Source organism: Castellaniella sp. (assembly GCF_041677825.1).
GTDB lineage: Bacteria > Pseudomonadota > Gammaproteobacteria > Burkholderiales > Burkholderiaceae_B > Castellaniella.
On sequence record NZ_JBAYPG010000019.1, the window covers coordinates 15,872 to 33,287 of the forward strand.

A 17,416-nucleotide genomic window follows, 5' to 3' on the forward strand; every position below is an offset into this window, starting at 1 on the left:
GGGCAGGCTCAGACGCTCAGTGCCCGGGATACGATCTCGTGTACGTTGCTGGACCGCCCCGGAGCCGCCAGAACGCGTTCAAGCGCCGCCTGCATGCCCTGCCGGGCCCCGGGCTCGAACTGCGCCCAGAGGTCGAAGGCGCGTGCGAGCCGGGCGGCGATCTCGGGGTTCATCGCATCCAGTGCCAGCACCTGTTGCACCCAGAAGTCATACCCTTCAGGGGTGTGCAGGCCGGACAGGTTTTCGAGACAGAAGCGGAATACGACGGCACGCGCGCGATTCGGGTTGCGCAATGAGAATTCAGGCCGCGCCATCAGTGCATGCAGATCGCACACCCGCGTGCCAGGGGCAGTCGCCTGTACCGCGAACCAGCGATCCAGCACCAGAGGGTCGTGCTGCCAGCGGCGGTGGAAATCGGCCAGTGCGTCCTGCGCGTGCTCTGGCGCATGATGCACCAGCCCGGCCAGCGCCCCGAAGCGTTCGGTCATGTTGTGCGCCTGGTGGTATTGCCGTTGCGCCAGTTCGACAGCCCCATCGGCTTGCGCACAGAGCAGGCTCTCGAGCGCCAGGTTGCGCAGCGCGCGTCGACCTGCAGATACGGGATCGGGCGAATAGGGCCGCGAACCGTCATCGGCCAGTTCGGCGTGGATTTGCCGCCATGTATCGGCAAAATGGGTGCCCAGCAACGCCCGTGTCTGGTTCCAGGCGCGGACCGTGGCGTGGGGGTCCATGGGGCTCGAGCGCATCAGCACGCTGCGCTGGGCCGGCATGGCCAGAAGCCGGGCCTTGTAGTCGGGCGATATGGAGGGGTCGTGCAGGCCGGCGCGCCAGACATCCAGCAGCCTGGCTTCATCCTGGCTGATTTTGTCCTGGCTGACCTGGTCCTCGTCGACTCTGTCCTGGTTGGCTTTGCCCTGGCTGGCTTTGTCCTGATCGACCCCGTCCTGGCTGGCTTGGCCGAGTTGATGGCCAATGCGGGCCAGGCGCGCCTGCAGATGATTCTGCATCAGTTCCTGGCAGGCGTCCCAGCGCGCGAAGGCATCGGCATCATATTGTGCCAGCAGGGCCAGATCCTCAGCAGTGCGCCGGGTTTCAAGAATCACCGGCGCCGAGAAATTGCGCAGCAGCGACAATCGCGGGGGCTCGTCCAGGTCGGTGAAGACCCAGCTTTGCCGGGTTTCGCACAGTTCGAGGATCAGCGTGTCATGGACCTGCCCCGCGTGATGTATCGGCAGGGCGGCCCCCGTGCTGCCGAGCAGCCCGATGGCAACCGGAACATGCAGCGGCGGTTTGGCCGCGACCGGGGTGCGCCGGGTTTCGAGGCCCACGGGATCGCAGCGCTGTTCGAGCGTCAGCACGGCCTGCCGGGCCTGTCTGTCGTATTGCAGATCCACCCGGATGCGCGGCGTGCCGGCCTGCTCGTACCAGCGGCGAAACACGGCGAAGTCGCGCCCGGGGTGCCGCGCCATGTACACCGATTCCATGGCGCTGACGAAATCATCGCAAGTGACCGCCTGGCCATCGTGCCGACGGAAATACTCGTCCATACCGGCCCGGAAACCGTCTTCGCCCAGCAAGGTGTGCTGCATGCGGATGACTTCTGCGCCTTTCTCGTAGATGGTGGCCGTATAGAAATTGGCGATCTGCTGGTAGGAATCGGGGCGGATGGGGTGCGCCATCGGGCCGGCGTCTTCCGGAAACTGTGCCAGGCGCAGGGTGTGCACGTCATCGATGCGCTTCACGGCGCGCGCGCTGGCGGCCTCGGTGGCCGGCAGGCCGCGTGCCAGCATGTCGGCCGCGAATTCCTGCTCGCGGAATACCGTCAGGCCTTCTTTGAGCGACAGCTGGAACCAGTCGCGGCAGGTGACCCGGTTGCCCGTCCAGTTGTGGAAGTATTCGTGGCCGATGACGGATTCGATGCCGCGGTATGCGGCATCGGTGGCCGTGTCCGGGTCGGCCAGTACGTAGGCGGCATTGAAAATGTTCAGCCCCTTGTTTTCCATCGCACCCATATTGAAGTCGCGCGCCGCGACCACCATGAAGCGGTCGAGATCCAGTTCGAGCCCGAAGCGCGTTTCATCCCAGTGCAGGGCGCGTGCCAGGCAATCCATGGCCCAATGGGTCTGTGCGCGAAAACCGCGGTCGCTGTACACCTGCAAGAGAATCGGACGACCACTGCGCGTGTTTTCGGTGCGCTCGAGACAATCGAAATCGCCCGCCACCAGCGCGAACAGGTAAGACGGTTTGGGATGGGGGTCTTGCCATGTGACTTGCCGCCGGCCATCGTCCAGCCTGGTTTCATCAACCAGATTGCCGTTGGACAGCAGGACTGGATACTGGTCGGGATCGGCGCGCAGTATCACTTCATATCGGCTCATCACATCCGGGCGGTCGGGAAACCAGGTGATGCGCCGGAAGCCTTCGGCCTCGCATTGCGTGAAGAGCTTGTCGTCGGACTGATACAGGCCCATCAGGCTGGTATTTTGCGCCGGATGGCACTGGCTGACGATGCGCACGACAAATTCACGTGCCGGGTCGGGTACGGCAAATTGCAGGGTGTCATTATCCAGCTGATAGTCGGTGTGGGCCAGCCGCTGGCCATCGACCTGCAATTCGAGCAGTTCGAGATCCTGGCCCTGGAGCACCACCCGATTGCATGCTTTTTCGAGTTTGCGCGGACAGAAATGCAATACGGCCGTGACACGGGTTGTGTCTGCGGCCAGATCGAATTCCAGTCGCACATCCGACAGGTCAAACGGGAAGGGGACATAATCGCTGCGATATGAAGTGTGGGCGTGATCGGTGTGCATGGTCGATAGCGGGAAAACAGGCGAGGGTTCGCATGCCCGATTGTAGCCCGTTGCCCCGCGCGCTCGGGCCGTGAACCGGCACGTACAAAGCAACAGGCCCCGGCTGTGCGGGGCCTGTTGCAGAACAGCAGCTGATGGTGGCCTGTTCAGGCCGTGGCGGGCTGCCCGGGCTGTTCGATCAGGAAGGTGTCGCGCGCAACGCCGCTGGCTTCGGCATCGGCCATCCAGCGGGGCGCCTTGCCCCGGCCTGTCCAGGTGGCGCCGGTGGCCGGGTCGCGGTACTTGGGTGGAATCACGCGCTTTGCCGCGGGGCGGGCAACGGCACTGCCGGCGGGCTTGACGGCAGCGCGAGTGGCAGCCTTGCGGTTGTAGACGGCTGCAATGTCTTCAAGCGAGATGTCATAATCGCGCATCGATTTCACGATGGATGCAATCATGGGCTTGCGTTCTTTTGCTTTGAGCTGTTGCATCTTTTTTTCGAGTTTGTCGATTTCTTTCTGGATCCGGTTTTTTTCTGCGCTGTAACTGGCTCGGGGCATTGCTGACTCCGGTGTAGGGGATTTTGATGAGTTTGAAGTGAATTCGGTCGAGTTTGAATCTCGTTGCGAGATATCGGTATTTTAAGCAGATTTTGCGCGTCGTGTAATCCGCTGCGTTCATATTCTTTTATAATTACCGCATGATGTGTTTTTGCTACGATACGTTTCCGTGGTGGCGCATTCAAGGCGCGGCATTCAATACGATTCGTTCTGCATGGTCGGGCAATGGAATATACAGGCAGTATGCGGGTGGCGGCCATACAAATGGTGTCCGGCACCCGGGTGGATGAAAATCTCATGCGGGCTGCCGCGCTGATCCGGCAGGCCGCCGACACAGGCGCCAGGCTGGTGGTTTTGCCAGAATACTTCTGCCTGCTGGGGCGCCAGCCCACAGACAAGCGCTCCATCGCCGAAACCGCGGGCCAGGGGCCCATACAGGATTTTCTCGCCGGGCAGGCGCGCCAGCACAAGATCTGGCTGGTGGGCGGCAGCGTACCATTGGTCAGCCCCGATCCAGGCCGCGTATACAACACCTGCCTGGTATTCGATCCCGATGGCAGGGTGCATGCCCGCTACGACAAGCTGCACCTGTTCGGCTTTCAGGGGGCTCATGAATCGTACGATGAATCGCTCACCATTCGGCCCGGGCCAGTCTGCAACCCGGCATTCGACCTGCCGTTGGGCCGTACCGGGCTGGGTATTTGCTACGACCTGCGGTTCCCGGAGTTCTTTCGGGCGCAAGGCGACGTGCAACTCATCCTGTTGCCGGCGGCGTTCACGCATACGACGGGCGCGGCGCACTGGGACATCCTGCTGCGTGCCCGGGCCATCGAGAACCAGTGCTACGTGCTGGCCAGCGCTCAGGGCGGCCAGCACGAAAACGGCCGCCAGACCTGGGGGCATACGATGCTGGTGGATCCCTGGGGCGCGATCGTCGACTGCCTGGCGACGGGCCCCGGGGTCGTGGCGGGGCAGGTCTCCGTCGAACGCATCCAGGCCGTGCGGCAATCATTGCCCGCCTTGCAGGATCAGGTCATCGGGCGCGCGACCTGATCCGGTGCGCGACGGCCTCTTTGCGGCCGTCCATCCACGGGCGTGAACCTGTATCATTCAACCAGGGCCGTCGCAGACGGCGGCCCCGAACTATTGCCACTGGACATGCTCGATGAAACTGACTGAACCCGGCCTCGAGGCCCTGCAGGCGGCCCGAAACCTGCTGCTGACCCCATGGGGGCTGGACGAATCCCATTTCTCACAGGCGCTGGCCGAAATCCACGCGCACAAGGTCGATTATGCCGACCTTTATTTTCAGTACAGCTGCTCCGAAGGCTGGAGCCTAGAAGAAGGCATCGTCAAGACCGGCAGCTTTTCCATCGATCAAGGCGTCGGTGTGCGCGCGATACAGGGCGAGAAAACCGCTTTTGCATACGCCGATACCCTGTCGGCCGAGGCGCTGCTGTCCTCGGCGCGGGCGGTGCGCAATATCGCCCGCCGGGGGGCGGGGCGCTGTCGTATCGAGCCCCCCCTGGCCCCTGCGCATGCGCTGTACTCGGCCATCGATCCGGTCCAGTCCCTGTCGGCGCCCGAAAAGGTGGCGCTGCTCGAGCGGCTCGAGCGCATGGCCCGTGCGGCCGATCCGCAGATCATCCAGGTCATGGCCGGCCTGGCCGCCGAACACGATGTGATCCTCGTGGTAGGCAGTGACGGCCGGCAGGTGGCCGACGTACGGCCGCTGGTACGGTTGTCGCTGACCATCATCATGGAACGCGCCGGGCGGCGTGAAATGGGCCACGCCGGCGGCGGCGGCCGCGTGGGCCTGGCCTGGTTCTCCGAAGAGGTCCTGCAGGGCTATGTACGCCAGGCGGTGCACGAGGCGCGCGTCAATCTCGAGGCCCGGCCGGCTCCCGCCGGCCAGATGCCGGTGGTGCTGGGCTCGGGCTGGCCGGGCATTCTGCTGCACGAAGCCGTGGGTCACGGGCTCGAGGGCGACTTCAACCGCAAGGGGTCCAGCCTGTTTTCCGGGCGCATCGGCGAGCGGGTGGCGTCGCGCGGCGTCACCGTGGTGGATGACGGCACCCTGCCGGATCGCAGGGGCTCGCTGAATGTCGATGATGAAGGCCATCCCAGCCAGTTCAACGTGCTGATCGAAGACGGCATCCTGAAAGGCTACATGCAGGACACGCTGAACGCCCGGCTCATGGGGCAGGCCACCACAGGCAATGCACGGCGCGAATCCTACGCCCACCTGCCCATGCCCCGCATGACCAACACCTACATGCTGGCCGGGCGTGATGATCCGCAAGAGATCATTGCCTCGGTCGAGAAGGGCCTGTATGCCGTCAATTTCGGCGGTGGCCAGGTCGACATCACCAGCGGCAAGTTCGTGTTTTCAGCGTCCGAGGCCTACCTGATCGAAAACGGCCGCATCACCAGCCCGGTCAAAGGGGCCACGCTCATCGGCAGCGGCCCGCAGGCCATGGGCCAGATTGCCATGGTCGGCGATGACCTGGCGCTGGATTCGGGCGTGGGCACGTGTGGCAAAGAAGGCCAGAGCGTACCCGTGGGGGTCGGCATGCCCACGCTGCGCATCGATGGCCTGACCGTCGGCGGCACCGCCTGACATGTCGCCTACTGTCAATTTCCGCAGTTTCCTGTTGCTGCTGATCGCGGTCTCCATCGCGTTTGCCAGCATCCTGTTGCCGTTCTATGCGGCCATTTTCTGGGGCGGGGTGCTGGCGGTGCTTTTCACCCCCCTGCAACGCTACATGCTGCGGGTCACTGGCGAGCGCGCCAGCCTGGCGGCACTGCTTTCACTGGTGTGCATCATCTGCATCGTCATCGTGCCCATGCTGTTCATTGCAGGGTCACTGGCCAATGAGGTCGCCAGCCTGTACAACCGCATCAACTCGGGCCAGCTCAATCTGGGCCGGCACTACGCGCAGATCATTTCAGCCCTGCCGGTATCGGTGCACGGCTGGCTGGATTCCTATGGCTTCGGCAACCTGCTCGATATCCGTGAAAAGCTGTCGGCAGGCGCACTCGAGGTCAGCCAGTGGCTGGCCCGCCAGGCCGTCAACATTGGCCAGAATACCTTCCAGTTCGTGATCGGGCTGGGGGTCATGCTGTACCTGCTGTACTTTCTGCTGCGCGATGGCGCCGATCTGGCCGCCCGCATCAAGCACGTGATTCCCCTGGAAGACACTTATCGCCATGAACTCCTGCTCAAATTTGCCACGGTGGTGCGCGCGACCGTCAAGGGCAACATCGTCATCGCCGCGGCGCAGGGCCTGCTGGGCGGGCTGATGTTCGCCTTCCTGGGCATCCAGGGGCCCCTGTTCTGGGGGGTGGTCATGGGCGTGCTGTCGCTGCTGCCAGCCGTAGGGGCGTCGCTTATCTGGGCCCCCGTCGCCATTTATTTCCTGGTGGTGGGCGATCTGTGGCAGGGCGTGGTCCTGATCCTCTTCGGCCTGCTGGTGATCGGCTTGCTCGACAATCTCCTGCGGCCCATTCTGGTGGGCAAGGACACCAAACTGCCCGATTATGTCGTGCTCATCTCGACCCTGGGCGGGCTGTCGGCCTTCGGCCTGAACGGCTTCGTCATCGGGCCGCTGTTTGCCGCGCTGTTCATGACATGCTGGGACATGTTTCCGGATGTGGTTGCCGTCTACCACGAAGGCCGGAAAAATTCGCAACAGGCCCCGCCGCCCGCTTGAGCACGGGCAGGGACGCGAGTCGAATTTCATGTACAATCCTTGGCTTTGGCGCTCCTGCCTGGACAGGCTTGGTCAGCGTCAGGCAGGCACGGGCCCGTGGCCCGGCGCAGGCCGGCTTAGCTCAGTTGGTAGAGCAGCTCATTCGTAATGAGAAGGTCGGGGGTTCGACTCCTCTAGCCGGCACCAGTTCCAGAAAGCCAGCCTCGCGCTGGCTTTTTCATTCATGCGGGTTTGCGGGTCGAGGTTGTGCGTAAACGCCGCCAGCAAGTGCGCCATGAGGGCAATGGCCTTCATGCTGTTCATCTCCGTCGCTTCGTTACCGTCGGGCAGAACGGGCTGGCAAGCTCTGCTGTCTCCACGCCACACCACAGGACAATGGCGTCATCGATCCGGATATGGTCGGCCAAGTCCTAGTAGCGCAGGCTGCTGTTCGGGTTGAGCATGGGGGTCTCTTTTGGTTGAGGTGAAATACGGTAACACGATAGGTCTTGCCAAATTTTGCCAAAGAATCCACACTGACGTAATGAGCACGATGAATATCTCCCTTCCTGAGAGCCTGAAGTCCTTCGTGGACGAACAGGTCAGCCAGCGCGGCTACGGCACCAGCAGCGAGTACGTGCGTGAGTTGATCCGTAAGGACCAAGACCGCCTGCAGTTGCGCAATCTGCTACTGGCTGGAGCAGCCTCGGCCCCGGCAGCGCCCGTCGATGCCAGCTATTTCGATGGGCTGCGGGATCGGGTACGCAAGACAGCGCCCCCAGCGTGAAGCACAAGCCCATCATCCCGCGTGAGCACGCCAACCGGGATGTCGACGAGGCCGTCGCCTATTACCTGAGCGAAGCGGGCGAAGCCGTGGCACTCGGCTTCATCAATGCCCTGGAGAAGGCCTACGGCCATATTTCTCGTTATCCGGCCACGGGCTCTGCGCGTTATGCTCATGAACTCAATCTGCCCGAGCTGCGCGTTTGGTCACTGACGCGCTACCCATACCTTGTGTTCTACGTCGAGCGTCCGGATCACATCGACGTCTGGCGCGTGCTGCACGGCCAGCGGGATATTCCGGCGTGGATGCAGACGTCCGACAGCGTGTGAGGGTTGGACCGGCTGCCGCACCACTCGCACATCGTGCAGATCGCCGGCGAGAGTTACCGACTGAAGGACAAACGAAAGGTCGGGCAGGTGAAGATCAGAATCAGCCGCACTGTAGATGGCTCTGCTCCCGCACGCGCCAGGCGGGAACACCTGGGCCTGACCCAGGCTGAGGTGGCAAAGCGCCTGAAGTGACCCCTAAACCTGTTACGATAAAAACGTACAGATGCAAGAAAAGGAACCATCATGGCACAAGAAAAATCCCCGGCCGGCCAGGCCAGCCCCGTACTCAGCCTCGAAGGCAAGCTCGCCCTGGTGACGGGCGCCGCCAGCGGCCTGGGCAAGCGCATCGCAGAACTCTTCGCACAGGCGGGCGCCGATATCGTGATTGCCGACCTCAATCAGGCCGCCGCCCAAGCCACGGCCGATGCCATTGCCCAGGCGTCAGGCGTGAAAACCATGGCCGTTGCCATGGACGTCACTGATGAAGGCGCAGTCGATGGCGGGTTTGCGCAGGTAGAAAAAGAGCTGGGCCCGGTCGACATCATGGTCAGCAACGCCGGCATACAGATCGTGGCACCGATACAAGACTTCAAGTTTTCAGACTGGAAGAAGCTCCTTGCGGTGCACCTGGACGGCGGTTTCCTGACATCGCGCGCGGCGGTGCGCCAGATGATCGCCTCGGGAAAGGGCGGCAGCGTCCTTTTCATGGGCTCGGTGCATTCCAAAGAAGCCTCGCGCCTGAAAAGCCCCTACGTGGCGGCCAAGCACGGGCTCGAAGGCCTGGCCAAGGTGATCGCCAAAGAAGGGGCCGCACACGGCATACGGGCCAACGTGATCTGCCCGGGCTTCGTGCGCACGCCGCTGGTCGAGAAGCAGATCCCCGAGCAGGCCAGGGAACTGGGCATCACCGAAGAAGAGGTCATCAAGAACGTCATGCTCAAGGACACGGTTGATGGCGAATTCACCACGGTCGATGACGTTGCCCAGGTCGCACTCACGTTTGCCGCGTTCCCCAGCAATGCGCTCAACGGCCAGTCTCTGGTCGTCAGTCACGGCTGGTTCATGCAATAAAGGTCGCCAGTCACAAGGTCGTCAGCCACGGCTGGCTCGTGCAGCAAAGGTCTTCGCTACGGCTGGTTCATGCAGTAAAAGGCCGTTACGTGCCGCTGGCTCATGCAATACAAGATCGCCCATTGAAGGAATCCTCATGCAGTATCGTGCCCTGGGCCGCTCCGGCCTGACCATCGCGCCCATGGTCCTGGGGGGCAATGCCCTCGGGTGGACCGCAGACGAAGCCACATCCTTCAGCCTGCTCGATGCCTTCGTCGATGCCGGCCTGAACGCGGTGGATACCGCCAACAGCTATTCCGCCTGGGTAGACGGCAACCAGGGCGGAGAATCCGAGACCATCATCGGGCACTGGCTGCAGCAGCAGCCGTCCCGGCGCGAGCGCATCGTGCTGATCACCAAAGTGGGCTCGAAATTCCCCGGCGAACCCGGCGGGCTGTCGGCGCGTTCCATCACCCAGGCGGTGGAAAACTCCTTGCGCCGGCTGCGCACCGACTACATCGACCTGTACCTGTCGCACTGGCACGATCCGGACACGCCCTACGCGGACACCCTGGCCACCTACCAGCGCCTGATCGACGCCGGCAAGGTGCGCGCCATCGGCGCCTCGAACCTCGATGCCGCACAACTGGCCGAAGCCCTGCAGGTGGCGAGCGATCGAGGCTTGCCCCGCTACGAAGTGCTGCAGCCCGAATACAACCTGTATGATCGCGAAAAATTCGAGGGGCCCCTGGCCGAACTGACCCGACGCGAAGGGCTGGGCGTGATCACGTACTACAGCCTGGCGTCCGGGTTCCTGTCGGGCAAGTACCGCGTACAGGCAGATCTCGCCCGCGGGCCGCGGGGCGTCAAGGCGGCAAACTACCTGAACGAGCGGGGGCTGCGCATCCTGGCCGCCCTCGACCAGGTGGCGGGCGATACGGGTGCTTCGCAGGCCGAGATCGCGCTGGCCTGGCTGATCGGCCAGGACGCGGTCACGGCGCCCATTGCCAGCGCCACGAGCCTTGCCCAGCTGCACAGCCTGGTGCGGGCCACCCAGATCGAACTGACGGCGGCGCAGCGTGCCGTGCTCGATCAGGCCAGCCAGTGACGCCAGAACGATGCCTGTGAGGCGGCGCGCATGAGGTCGCCCTGGTGGCCCTTGCCGCCCTTGCAGAAGCCGCACGCAAGACTCTGACACACACGCTCACCATTTGCAGGAAATTTTTTTCCCGAACGATTGCCCATCCCTTGTAGGAGCTGACCGATGCCGGACCCCAGGCCCGACATTTCTCGAGACCAACAAGGAATAGGGCCAAATGATGTTCAAGATACCTGCTGCGTGGATCGTCGTTGCAAGCGCTGTTTTCTTCCAGGCCAATGCCCTGGCCGCCACCGAGGCACCGCCCGGGATCTACCTGTCGACCGACTATCCGGCGCTGACCCTGCAGTCGGGCCAGAGCTCTTCAATTGCCCTGACCCTGCGCAACCAGGGGGTGCCGCCCGAGACCCTCGACCTGGAAGTGCAGGGCGTGCCGAAAGCGTGGAAAGCCAGCTTGCTGGGGGGCGGGCGGCCCGTTGAGTCGGCCATGCCGGCCAGCAACCAGGCACTCAGCCTCAAGCTGCAACTGGAGATCCCCCAGCAGAATCCGCAGTCGGCCTATACCCTGCACGTGCGCGCCGACAACCCGCGCTACCAGCTGGATCTGCCCATAGCGATCCGGTTGGCCGATCGCCTGCCGCCCCAGCTCTCGGTGCAGGCCGACCTGCCGCAGCTCACCGGATCGGCCCACAGTGCCTTCGACTATCAGCTGAAGATCAAGAACGACAGCGACGAGGACGTACTGGCCAGCCTCGGCGCCCAGGTACCGCAGTATTTCGATGCCTCATTTACGGAAGGCTATGGTACCCAGCAGGTGAGCGCCGTGCCCATCAAGGCGGGCGAGTCCAAGAGCGTCAAGCTGCACGTGCACCCTGCATCGGGCGCGGCGTCGGGGCGCTACGATGTGGCCGTACAGGTCGCGGCAGCGGGCGTCCAGGCCAGCCTGCCCCTGAAGCTCGATATCACCGGGCAGCCGCAACTGGCCCTGGCCGGGCGCGATGGCCTGCTGAGCACCGAGGCGCAGATCGACCAGGCCCGCACGATGAGCCTCACCCTGCGCAACAGTGGCAGTGCGGTGGCCCGGGATGTCGAACTCGCGGCCACGGCGCCCAACGGCTGGGTCACGCGCTTTGCACCGGACAAGGTGGCGGCCCTGGAGCCCGGCAAGAGCGCTGAAGTGCAACTGAGCCTGACGCCCGCGGCCCAGTCGCTGGCGGGGGACTACATGGTCAAGCTGCAGGCCCGGGCGGGCGGCCAGTCGGCCAGCAGTGACCTGCGCGTTTCGGTGACCACCTCGTCGCTGTGGGGCGTGAGCGGTGCCGTCCTGATTGCCATTGCGCTGCTCGTGCTGGTGGGCGCCGTGGCGCGCTATGGGCGTCGTTGAACGGCGGGCCACCATGAGCGATACTGTCATAGAGGCCAGGGGCCTGGGCAAGGACTATGGCTCGCGTCCGGTCGTGCAGGGTCTGGATTTCAGGGTGGCGGCCGGCGAGGTCTTCGGTCTGCTCGGGCCCAATGGGGCCGGCAAGACCACCACCATCCTGATGCTGCTTGGCCTGACCGAAGCCAGCCGCGGGCAGGTCAGGGTACTGGGCGAAGACCCCTGGCGCAACCCGCTGGCCGTCAAACGCCGGGTCGGCTACATGCCGGACGCCGTCGGTTTCGATGATCATCTGGACGCCACGGACAACTTGAGTTTCATCGCGCGCCTGCTGGACATCCCGGCCAACGAGCGCCCGGCGCGCATCGGCGCGGCACTGGATCGGGTCGGGCTTGCCGGCCAGCAGCGGCAACGGGTGGGCTCGTTTTCACACGGCATGCGCAGGCGCCTGGGGCTGGCCGAAGTCCTGCTCAAGCAACCCCGCGTGATCATTCTCGATGAGCCAACCTCCGGCCTGGACCCCCAATCCACCGAATCCTTCCTGGCCCTGGTCGAGGAATTGCGCAGCGAACACGTCAGCATTCTGCTGTCTTCGCATCTGCTGGACCAGATGCAGCGCATCTGTGATCGGGTGGCGCTCTTCAATGCAGGACACATCGTGCGCATGGGGGCGGTGCCCGACATTGCCCGCGAAGTCCTCGGGGGCTACAGTCACGAGATCCACCTCGAGGCCAGCGGCCCCGACATCAGCGCAGCGCTGGCGGCCCTCTCCGGAGTGCGCTCGGTCCAGATGCCCGTACCGGGCCACTACGTGCTGCAGGCCGAGGGTGACTTGCGCGCGCCGGCGGCGCAGGCAGCCGTGCTGGCCGGTGCGCATCTGGCCGGCCTGTTCGTCGAGATCCCCAGCCTGCAGCGCATCTATCACCAGACTTTCCAGGCTGAGGCAAGATCATGAAAAAACAGCGCATCGGTTCGCCCTGGCGCGGCATGAGCGTCATCTTCTCCAGGGAACTCGCCGATCATCTGACCAGCGCCCGGATGCGCCTGCTGCAATGGCTGGTCGTACTTACCGCAGTGGCCGCGCTGTATGGCGCCATCAGCAGCCTGCGTCAGACCACCGCTGTCGATCCTTTCGTGTTCCTGCGCCTGTTCACGGATGCCCGCGCACCCTTGCCGGCCTTTGCGGCGCTGCTGGGCTTTCTCATCCCGCTGGTGGCGATCGGCCTGGGGTTCGATGCCATCAACGGCGAATACAGCCGGCGCACGCTGAGCCGGATTCTGTCCCAGCCGCTGTACCGGGATGCCTTGCTGCTGGGCAAGTTTCTGGCCGGCCTGGCGGCCCTGGCCATCTGCCTGGTGTGCCTGTGGCTGCTGGTGATCGGCGCCGGATTGATTCTGCTGGGCGTACCCCCCAGCGGAGAAGAGATTCTGCGCTCGCTGGCCTTCCTGCTGGCCGCGCTGGCCTACGCCGGCGTCTGGCTGGCCGTGGCCATGCTCTGTTCGGTGGTGTTTCGTTCGGCTTCGACGTCGGCCCTGGTGGCCCTGGGCCTGTGGCTGTTCGCCGCGTTGCTCTGGCCCATGCTCGCACCGGCAATCGCGCAGGCCGTCGCCCCGCCTGAGCTGACCAACCGGCTGCTCGGCATGCCCGACCTGCATACGCTGGGCTGGCAGCGCGCGCTGCTGCATGCCTCGCCCACGACCCTGTTCAACGATGCCGCGCTCTCGCTGCTGAGCCCCGCGACCCGCAGCCTGGGGCCGGTGTTCCTGTTCCAGGTGCAGGGTGCGGTGCTGGGCAGCCCCCTGCCGCTGGCCGAGAGCCTGGCGCTCGTCTGGCCGCAGTTGACAGGCCTGATCGCGGCCGTCGTCCTGCTGTTCACCCTGGCCTACGTGCTGTTCCAGCGCCAGGAAGTGCGGGCATGAGGGGGTTGCGGGTTGCCGCAGTGACTGGACAGCCTTCTATTTATGTAGTAACGTACCTACATAGACGATTCGTGCAGGAGGTGCCACCATGACCATCACAACCCTATCCAGTCGAGAGCTTAACCAGGACGTTACCCGCGCAAAGAAAGCCGCCAAGAGCGGTCCCGTCTTCATCACAGATCGCGGCAAGCCTGCTCATGTGCTGTTGAGCATCGAGGAATACCAGCGGCTGACAAAGCAACGTCGCAACATTGCTGATTCTCTGGCTATGCCGGACATTGCGGACATTGAGTTTGAACCGCCGCGTGTGACCATCGGCACCCAGCCGGCTGACTTCTCATGAAGTTCGTTCTCGACACCAACGTGGTGTCCGAACTGCGAAAGGTTCGGGCTGGCAAAGCTGACCTGAACGTGGCGGCATGGGTTGAAAGCGTCGATGCCGCAGAGCTTTTTGTGTCCGCGATCACCATCATGGAGCTGGAGCTTGGCGTTCTGTCGATTGAGCGCAAAGACGCCACTCAAGGGGCCATGCTGCGCTCGTGGCTGGAGCAACATGTGCTGCCGGAGTTCTTTGGGCGGACATTGCCAATCGACACAGCCGTGGCACAACGCTGCGCCCGGCTGCACGTCCCCGACAAGCGGGGCGAGCGTGACGCGCTCATCGCGGCAACGGCCCTTGTGCATGGCATGACGGTAGTCACTCGCAAGGTGGCCGATTTCGAGCCTACAGGAGTGGCCGTCATCAATCCGTGGGAGGCGATGCAATGAAAGAGCAAATGCAAGCAATGGGATGGAGGCTTCCGCCCGAGTACGGGCATGCTCAGGTGCCCTATAGTGGAGCTGTCGACAGCCACCGAATGTAGTGTGACACAGGGGGATTCAGATGGCGTCGTGAGGGATGCTCACGGCTGATGCGCCTTCAGCCAATCGCGCAGCGCATCATTTGCCCGGGTTTGCCACCCTCGCCCGGTGGCGCGCAGGCCCTCCAGCACATCCGGATCAAATCGAATGGTGGTAGGTACCTTGCGCACTGCTGCAATGGAGCTCGCAGGACGGCCACGACGGCGGGCCTGGATTTCATCAGGAGTGTGTACGCGGGTATTTTCACCGTCTTTTGCTTGCCGGACAGACTCCAGCAGGTCGCGTTCAAATTGGCTCAGTTCGTTGGTCTTGGGCATGGTTTCACCCCACAAGTTTGCGCAGTTCCTTCAGGAACGCTTGAGAAAGGTTGTCGGTGGTCGATTTGGGATACACGATCAACAGGCTGATCGTGCCATCGGCCAGCGTCGTGTAGTCGATGACTCGCACCTCACCGCGCTTACCGCTGCCGGCGCGGCCCCATCGAACCTTGCGCAGTGGCGTGGCGCCAGGGATGAGGTCCCCGGCCTCCGGGTTCTGCGCGATCCAGTCGATGAACGACTCGCGCTCGTCATCGTCCTATAGTGAGGTCGCATAGCGCTGGCCTGACGCACAGGAAGCGGATGAGGCGTTGCATTGGGGTAAGACGGCCATAATCGTCGAAGCCCGATACTTGTCCAGAACGATGCAACGTAGATCCGACAGGCATAAGCGTGCAAGTGGGTGCGCAATACCCGGGGAGATTTGATCGTGTGCCGGGAGACTGGCTGCTGCCCACCTCACGGCTATGCTCTTCAATGAAATGACGATATGTGAAGGCAATAAGATCACGCACCAGCTCAAGAAGACCGGCAAACGGAAGTCCATCGAAGGGGGTGTCCAGGAGATTCACGATCAAGCAGCATTCCTCCTGAGAACACTAAACATCAGCTCGGCCAATCTCGTATCAGATGATGGCCTGCCAGCCCTTGTCGGCGTTGACATTAAGCAGCATGAGCCGCGTTTTGCCTTGCTCCCACTTGAGCACAGTCGATGCCGTGGCGTACAGGCGGTGGGCGAACACAGGCCGGCTGAACTTCAGTCTCTCGCGCAGACGCTTAATGTTGTAGGCGCTGAACTTCTGCACCGGCGGCGGGCAGATCACGTCGAACTCCCGCAGCGCAGTCAGGTCGTCGCGCAGGGATTCGATGATCGGGTTGTCCATCGACGTCAGGCCGCGACCGTGATGCCTGGCGCGAGCTTCCGCTGCGCAGGTTGTACGATAATTTCGACATGCTGATCCAGCGACACCAGCGCCTGCATCAGCCGCTCCAGCGAAATGTTCTGGAGCTTGTAGCGGCGAACCTGGGACACCTTGGGCTGGGTCATGCCGGTGATGTGGGCAGCTTCCGTCTGGCTCAGGCTGCGCTGGTCAATCAACTCATTTAGTTTGAACGCGAGCGCCGCCTTCGCCGACAGTTCCTCCGCGTCGTCGAAACCGAGGTCCAGCAGCACATTGTCGGTACCTTGAGGGGTGTCTTTGTGACTCATCATATTCTCCTGTTCGCCGCATAGCGGGCGAGCACTGCCTTCAACCGCTTCTCGATCAATTCCACGTCCGGCTGTGGCGTGGCGATATCCGGCGTGCCGCCCAACTGGACGACGAACAACGACACGCCCATGTCCTTCTGCACAGGAACGGGAAACCCCTTGAAGTCCTTCTTCGATGAGCCTTCACAGTACAGGAGCTTGCGTTTCTCTGTCATGATTATATCCGTTCGGGTATAGATGGCAAGCGCCTGAATTGTCGCGACGGCGTTGCGACAATCTGGCCGGCGGGTTCAGCACCAGGATGCTGCCGCGCCAGCGGTGCGGCGGGGCAAGACATGGAAGCTCGGAACCAGGTCAAACAAAAAATACCGCCACTGGCGGATTCGTGTCAAAAAAGCCATCCGTCGCCTGGCGTGATGCCAGATGACGGACGGCCGGGCCGGTGCGTCGGCCCTCGGGGTTGAACTTAACGCAGCAGGCTGAGCATGGTCTGTGGGACCTGATTGGCCTGGGCCAGTACGGCGGTGCCGGCTTGCTGCAGGATCTGCGCGCGGGTCATGTTGGACACTTCGACCGCGTAGTCGGCATCTTCGATGCGTGAGCGCGCTGCCGACAGGTTGGTGACCGTATTGTTGAGGTTGGCAATGGTCGATTCGAAGCGATTCTGGATGGCACCCAGATCGCTGCGCAGGTTGTCCACCCGCGACAGGGCGTTGTCGAGTGCGTCCAACGGGTTGGATGTCAGGAGGCTGACCGCAATTTCATTGCCATCATTGTCTGTCGCGGCTGTTACGGCTACGTCTCCCGTGTTGGCATCGGCGGCGCCCAGGGTTGCTTTCACATAGGTGGCGTCTGAACCAGTGCCTGTCTGGATCAGGTACTGTGTATTTCCGCCGTCATCCTGGTAGCTGACCAGCAACTGATTGCTGTTCAGGCCAGTATAGACACCATTGACCACGGTGGTGACATCATCGTTCTTGATGGATACTACATTTGTGCCATTATCGATTCGGGTGGCATCGATCACTTCGTAGTCGTTACTTGCCGGATTGGTAGTCCAGTTGACCTTGCCCGTGTAATCACCATTGGCATCGGTTTCGAGTTCAGCCTTGTAGTAGCGACCATCCGTACCCAGTACGGCATATTCACCGCTCGGGTCACCGTTGCCATCTTTAATGATGTAGAGGCCCGAAGTGCTATTGCCCGAGGTATCGGCGGCAATGGTGTATTCGAGGTTATAGAGGTCATCCTGAAGCGGCTGGAGCACATCGCCATGGGCTACAGTCAGTTCCTGGAGGGCGCCACTGGTATCCACATTCTGGGCGCTGATCTGGGTAGCTCCCCCGGTGGATACATCGATCTTGTATTCGACATCGTAGTCTGAAAAGGCGGTGGATCCTGCCGTGGCACTCCCCTTGAGGGTG

Annotated in this window: 19 protein-coding genes, 1 tRNA gene and 2 pseudogenes; 14 read left to right on the top strand and 8 right to left on the bottom strand. The window is 62.9% G+C overall.

Translation table 11 applies throughout. The features are described 5' to 3' along the window. Positions 1–8: 8 nt before the first annotated feature. On the bottom strand, positions 9–2,810 hold the full coding sequence (pepN, locus tag WCY17_RS09125) for an aminopeptidase N (RefSeq protein WP_372701872.1): 2,802 nt from the start codon (positions 2,808–2,810) through the stop codon (positions 9–11). A gap of 146 nt (positions 2,811–2,956) precedes the next feature. Then, positions 2,957–3,349 (bottom strand): H-NS family nucleoid-associated regulatory protein, encoded by a 393-nt coding sequence (locus WCY17_RS09130; RefSeq protein ID WP_372701873.1) that lies wholly within the window; start codon positions 3,347–3,349, stop codon positions 2,957–2,959. Positions 3,350–3,574: 225 nt separating this feature from the next. On the opposite strand from WCY17_RS09130, the gene WCY17_RS09135 reads away from it, so the two are divergent. The 14 genes and pseudogenes from WCY17_RS09135 (at position 3,575) to WCY17_RS09200 (ending at position 14,372) form a co-directional block, all read left to right on the top strand. Then, complete coding sequence (locus WCY17_RS09135) at positions 3,575–4,402, top strand: carbon-nitrogen hydrolase family protein (protein WP_372701874.1); 828 nt, start codon at positions 3,575–3,577, stop codon at positions 4,400–4,402. 112 nt (positions 4,403–4,514) lie between these two features. Then, positions 4,515–5,969 (top strand): metalloprotease TldD, encoded by a 1,455-nt coding sequence (gene tldD / locus WCY17_RS09140; RefSeq protein WP_372701875.1) that lies wholly within the window; start codon positions 4,515–4,517, stop codon positions 5,967–5,969. A gap of 1 nt (position 5,970) precedes the next feature. Continuing rightward, positions 5,971–7,062, top strand: coding sequence for an AI-2E family transporter (locus WCY17_RS09145; RefSeq protein ID WP_372701876.1), 1,092 nt, complete (start codon positions 5,971–5,973; stop codon positions 7,060–7,062). A gap of 110 nt (positions 7,063–7,172) precedes the next feature. Then, positions 7,173–7,248 (top strand) — tRNA-Thr (locus tag WCY17_RS09150). A gap of 337 nt (positions 7,249–7,585) precedes the next feature. After that, positions 7,586–7,828, top strand: a complete 243-nt coding sequence (locus WCY17_RS09155; RefSeq protein WP_372701877.1) for a type II toxin-antitoxin system ParD family antitoxin — start codon at positions 7,586–7,588, stop codon at positions 7,826–7,828. Then, on the top strand, positions 7,825–8,154 hold the full coding sequence (locus WCY17_RS09160) for a type II toxin-antitoxin system RelE/ParE family toxin (protein ID WP_372701878.1): 330 nt from the start codon (positions 7,825–7,827) through the stop codon (positions 8,152–8,154). The genes WCY17_RS09155 and WCY17_RS09160 overlap by 4 nt, the downstream gene beginning before the upstream one ends. 3 nt (positions 8,155–8,157) lie before the next feature. Next, positions 8,158–8,346 (top strand): annotated as a pseudogene (locus tag WCY17_RS09165) (ATP-binding protein); the annotation flags it as partial. A gap of 51 nt (positions 8,347–8,397) precedes the next feature. After that, the gene (locus tag WCY17_RS09170) at positions 8,398–9,225 is read left to right on the top strand and encodes a 3-hydroxybutyrate dehydrogenase (RefSeq protein ID WP_372701879.1); all 828 of its coding nucleotides are present in this window, start codon (positions 8,398–8,400) and stop codon (positions 9,223–9,225) included. A 136-nt stretch (positions 9,226–9,361) separates the two neighbouring features. Beyond that, a complete protein-coding gene (locus WCY17_RS09175) occupies positions 9,362–10,312 on the top strand; it encodes an aldo/keto reductase (protein WP_372701880.1) in 951 nt (316 codons plus the stop codon). Between the two features lie 208 nt (positions 10,313–10,520). Continuing rightward, positions 10,521–11,687 (top strand): NEW3 domain-containing protein, encoded by a 1,167-nt coding sequence (locus WCY17_RS09180; protein ID WP_372701881.1) that lies wholly within the window; start codon positions 10,521–10,523, stop codon positions 11,685–11,687. A 13-nt stretch (positions 11,688–11,700) separates the two neighbouring features. After that, positions 11,701–12,639 carry an ABC transporter ATP-binding protein gene (locus tag WCY17_RS09185; protein WP_372701882.1) on the top strand — a complete coding sequence of 313 codons (939 nt, stop codon included), beginning with the start codon at positions 11,701–11,703 and terminating at the stop codon, positions 12,637–12,639. Continuing rightward, positions 12,636–13,604 (top strand): ABC transporter permease, encoded by a 969-nt coding sequence (locus tag WCY17_RS09190; protein ID WP_372701883.1) that lies wholly within the window; start codon positions 12,636–12,638, stop codon positions 13,602–13,604. Before WCY17_RS09185 ends, WCY17_RS09190 begins: the two co-directional genes overlap by 4 nt. Before the next feature lie 88 nt (positions 13,605–13,692). Next, positions 13,693–13,947 carry a type II toxin-antitoxin system Phd/YefM family antitoxin gene (locus tag WCY17_RS09195; protein WP_372701884.1) on the top strand — a complete coding sequence of 85 codons (255 nt, stop codon included), beginning with the start codon at positions 13,693–13,695 and terminating at the stop codon, positions 13,945–13,947. Beyond that, positions 13,944–14,372, top strand: coding sequence for a type II toxin-antitoxin system VapC family toxin (locus tag WCY17_RS09200; protein ID WP_372701885.1), 429 nt, complete (start codon positions 13,944–13,946; stop codon positions 14,370–14,372). Before WCY17_RS09195 ends, WCY17_RS09200 begins: the two co-directional genes overlap by 4 nt. A gap of 134 nt (positions 14,373–14,506) precedes the next feature. Here WCY17_RS09200 and WCY17_RS09205 read toward each other — a convergent pair whose 3' ends face one another. From WCY17_RS09205 to WCY17_RS09230, 6 genes and pseudogenes are all read right to left on the bottom strand, one after another. Further along, on the bottom strand, positions 14,507–14,782 hold the full coding sequence (locus WCY17_RS09205; protein ID WP_372701886.1) for a BrnA antitoxin family protein: 276 nt from the start codon (positions 14,780–14,782) through the stop codon (positions 14,507–14,509). Between the two features lie 4 nt (positions 14,783–14,786). Then, a complete protein-coding gene (locus WCY17_RS09210; RefSeq protein WP_372701887.1) occupies positions 14,787–14,912 on the bottom strand; it encodes a hypothetical protein in 126 nt (41 codons plus the stop codon). Positions 14,913–15,408: 496 nt separating this feature from the next. Then, the gene (locus WCY17_RS09215; RefSeq protein ID WP_372701888.1) at positions 15,409–15,666 is read right to left on the bottom strand and encodes a helix-turn-helix domain-containing protein; all 258 of its coding nucleotides are present in this window, start codon (positions 15,664–15,666) and stop codon (positions 15,409–15,411) included. 5 nt (positions 15,667–15,671) lie between these two features. Next, positions 15,672–15,992 (bottom strand): helix-turn-helix domain-containing protein, encoded by a 321-nt coding sequence (locus WCY17_RS09220; protein WP_372701889.1) that lies wholly within the window; start codon positions 15,990–15,992, stop codon positions 15,672–15,674. After that, positions 15,992–16,207: a hypothetical protein gene (locus tag WCY17_RS09225; protein ID WP_372701890.1), complete on the bottom strand. Its 216-nt coding sequence runs from the start codon at positions 16,205–16,207 to the stop codon at positions 15,992–15,994. The genes WCY17_RS09220 and WCY17_RS09225 overlap by 1 nt, the downstream gene beginning before the upstream one ends. Positions 16,208–16,458: 251 nt before the next feature. Further along, positions 16,459–16,725: pseudogene (locus tag WCY17_RS09230) on the bottom strand (flagellin); the annotation flags it as partial. Between the last annotated feature and the right edge of the window lie 691 nt (positions 16,726–17,416).

What these genes read in the sequence shown, in the direction of transcription:
- tldD (WP_372701875.1), top strand. Translation starts at nt 4,515, where the DNA reads ATGAAACTGACTGAACCCGGCCTCGAGGCCCTGCAGGCGGCCCGAAAC.
- WCY17_RS09145 (WP_372701876.1), top strand. Translation starts at nt 5,971, where the DNA reads ATGTCGCCTACTGTCAATTTCCGCAGTTTCCTGTTGCTGCTGATCGCG.
- WCY17_RS09155 (WP_372701877.1), top strand. Translation starts at nt 7,586, where the DNA reads ATGAGCACGATGAATATCTCCCTTCCTGAGAGCCTGAAGTCCTTCGTG.
- WCY17_RS09135 (WP_372701874.1), top strand. Translation starts at nt 3,575, where the DNA reads ATGGAATATACAGGCAGTATGCGGGTGGCGGCCATACAAATGGTGTCC.
- WCY17_RS09170 (WP_372701879.1), top strand. Translation starts at nt 8,398, where the DNA reads ATGGCACAAGAAAAATCCCCGGCCGGCCAGGCCAGCCCCGTACTCAGC.
- WCY17_RS09180 (WP_372701881.1), top strand. Translation starts at nt 10,521, where the DNA reads ATGATGTTCAAGATACCTGCTGCGTGGATCGTCGTTGCAAGCGCTGTT.
- WCY17_RS09130 (WP_372701873.1), bottom strand. Translation starts at nt 3,349, where the DNA reads ATGCCCCGAGCCAGTTACAGCGCAGAAAAAAACCGGATCCAGAAAGAA.
- WCY17_RS09195 (WP_372701884.1), top strand. Translation starts at nt 13,693, where the DNA reads ATGACCATCACAACCCTATCCAGTCGAGAGCTTAACCAGGACGTTACC.
- pepN (WP_372701872.1), bottom strand. Translation starts at nt 2,810, where the DNA reads ATGCACACCGATCACGCCCACACTTCATATCGCAGCGATTATGTCCCC.
- WCY17_RS09200 (WP_372701885.1), top strand. Translation starts at nt 13,944, where the DNA reads ATGAAGTTCGTTCTCGACACCAACGTGGTGTCCGAACTGCGAAAGGTT.
- WCY17_RS09225 (WP_372701890.1), bottom strand. Translation starts at nt 16,207, where the DNA reads ATGACAGAGAAACGCAAGCTCCTGTACTGTGAAGGCTCATCGAAGAAG.
- WCY17_RS09185 (WP_372701882.1), top strand. Translation starts at nt 11,701, where the DNA reads ATGAGCGATACTGTCATAGAGGCCAGGGGCCTGGGCAAGGACTATGGC.
- WCY17_RS09220 (WP_372701889.1), bottom strand. Translation starts at nt 15,992, where the DNA reads ATGAGTCACAAAGACACCCCTCAAGGTACCGACAATGTGCTGCTGGAC.
- WCY17_RS09175 (WP_372701880.1), top strand. Translation starts at nt 9,362, where the DNA reads ATGCAGTATCGTGCCCTGGGCCGCTCCGGCCTGACCATCGCGCCCATG.
- WCY17_RS09190 (WP_372701883.1), top strand. Translation starts at nt 12,636, where the DNA reads ATGAAAAAACAGCGCATCGGTTCGCCCTGGCGCGGCATGAGCGTCATC.
- WCY17_RS09215 (WP_372701888.1), bottom strand. Translation starts at nt 15,666, where the DNA reads ATGGACAACCCGATCATCGAATCCCTGCGCGACGACCTGACTGCGCTG.
- WCY17_RS09205 (WP_372701886.1), bottom strand. Translation starts at nt 14,782, where the DNA reads ATGCCCAAGACCAACGAACTGAGCCAATTTGAACGCGACCTGCTGGAG.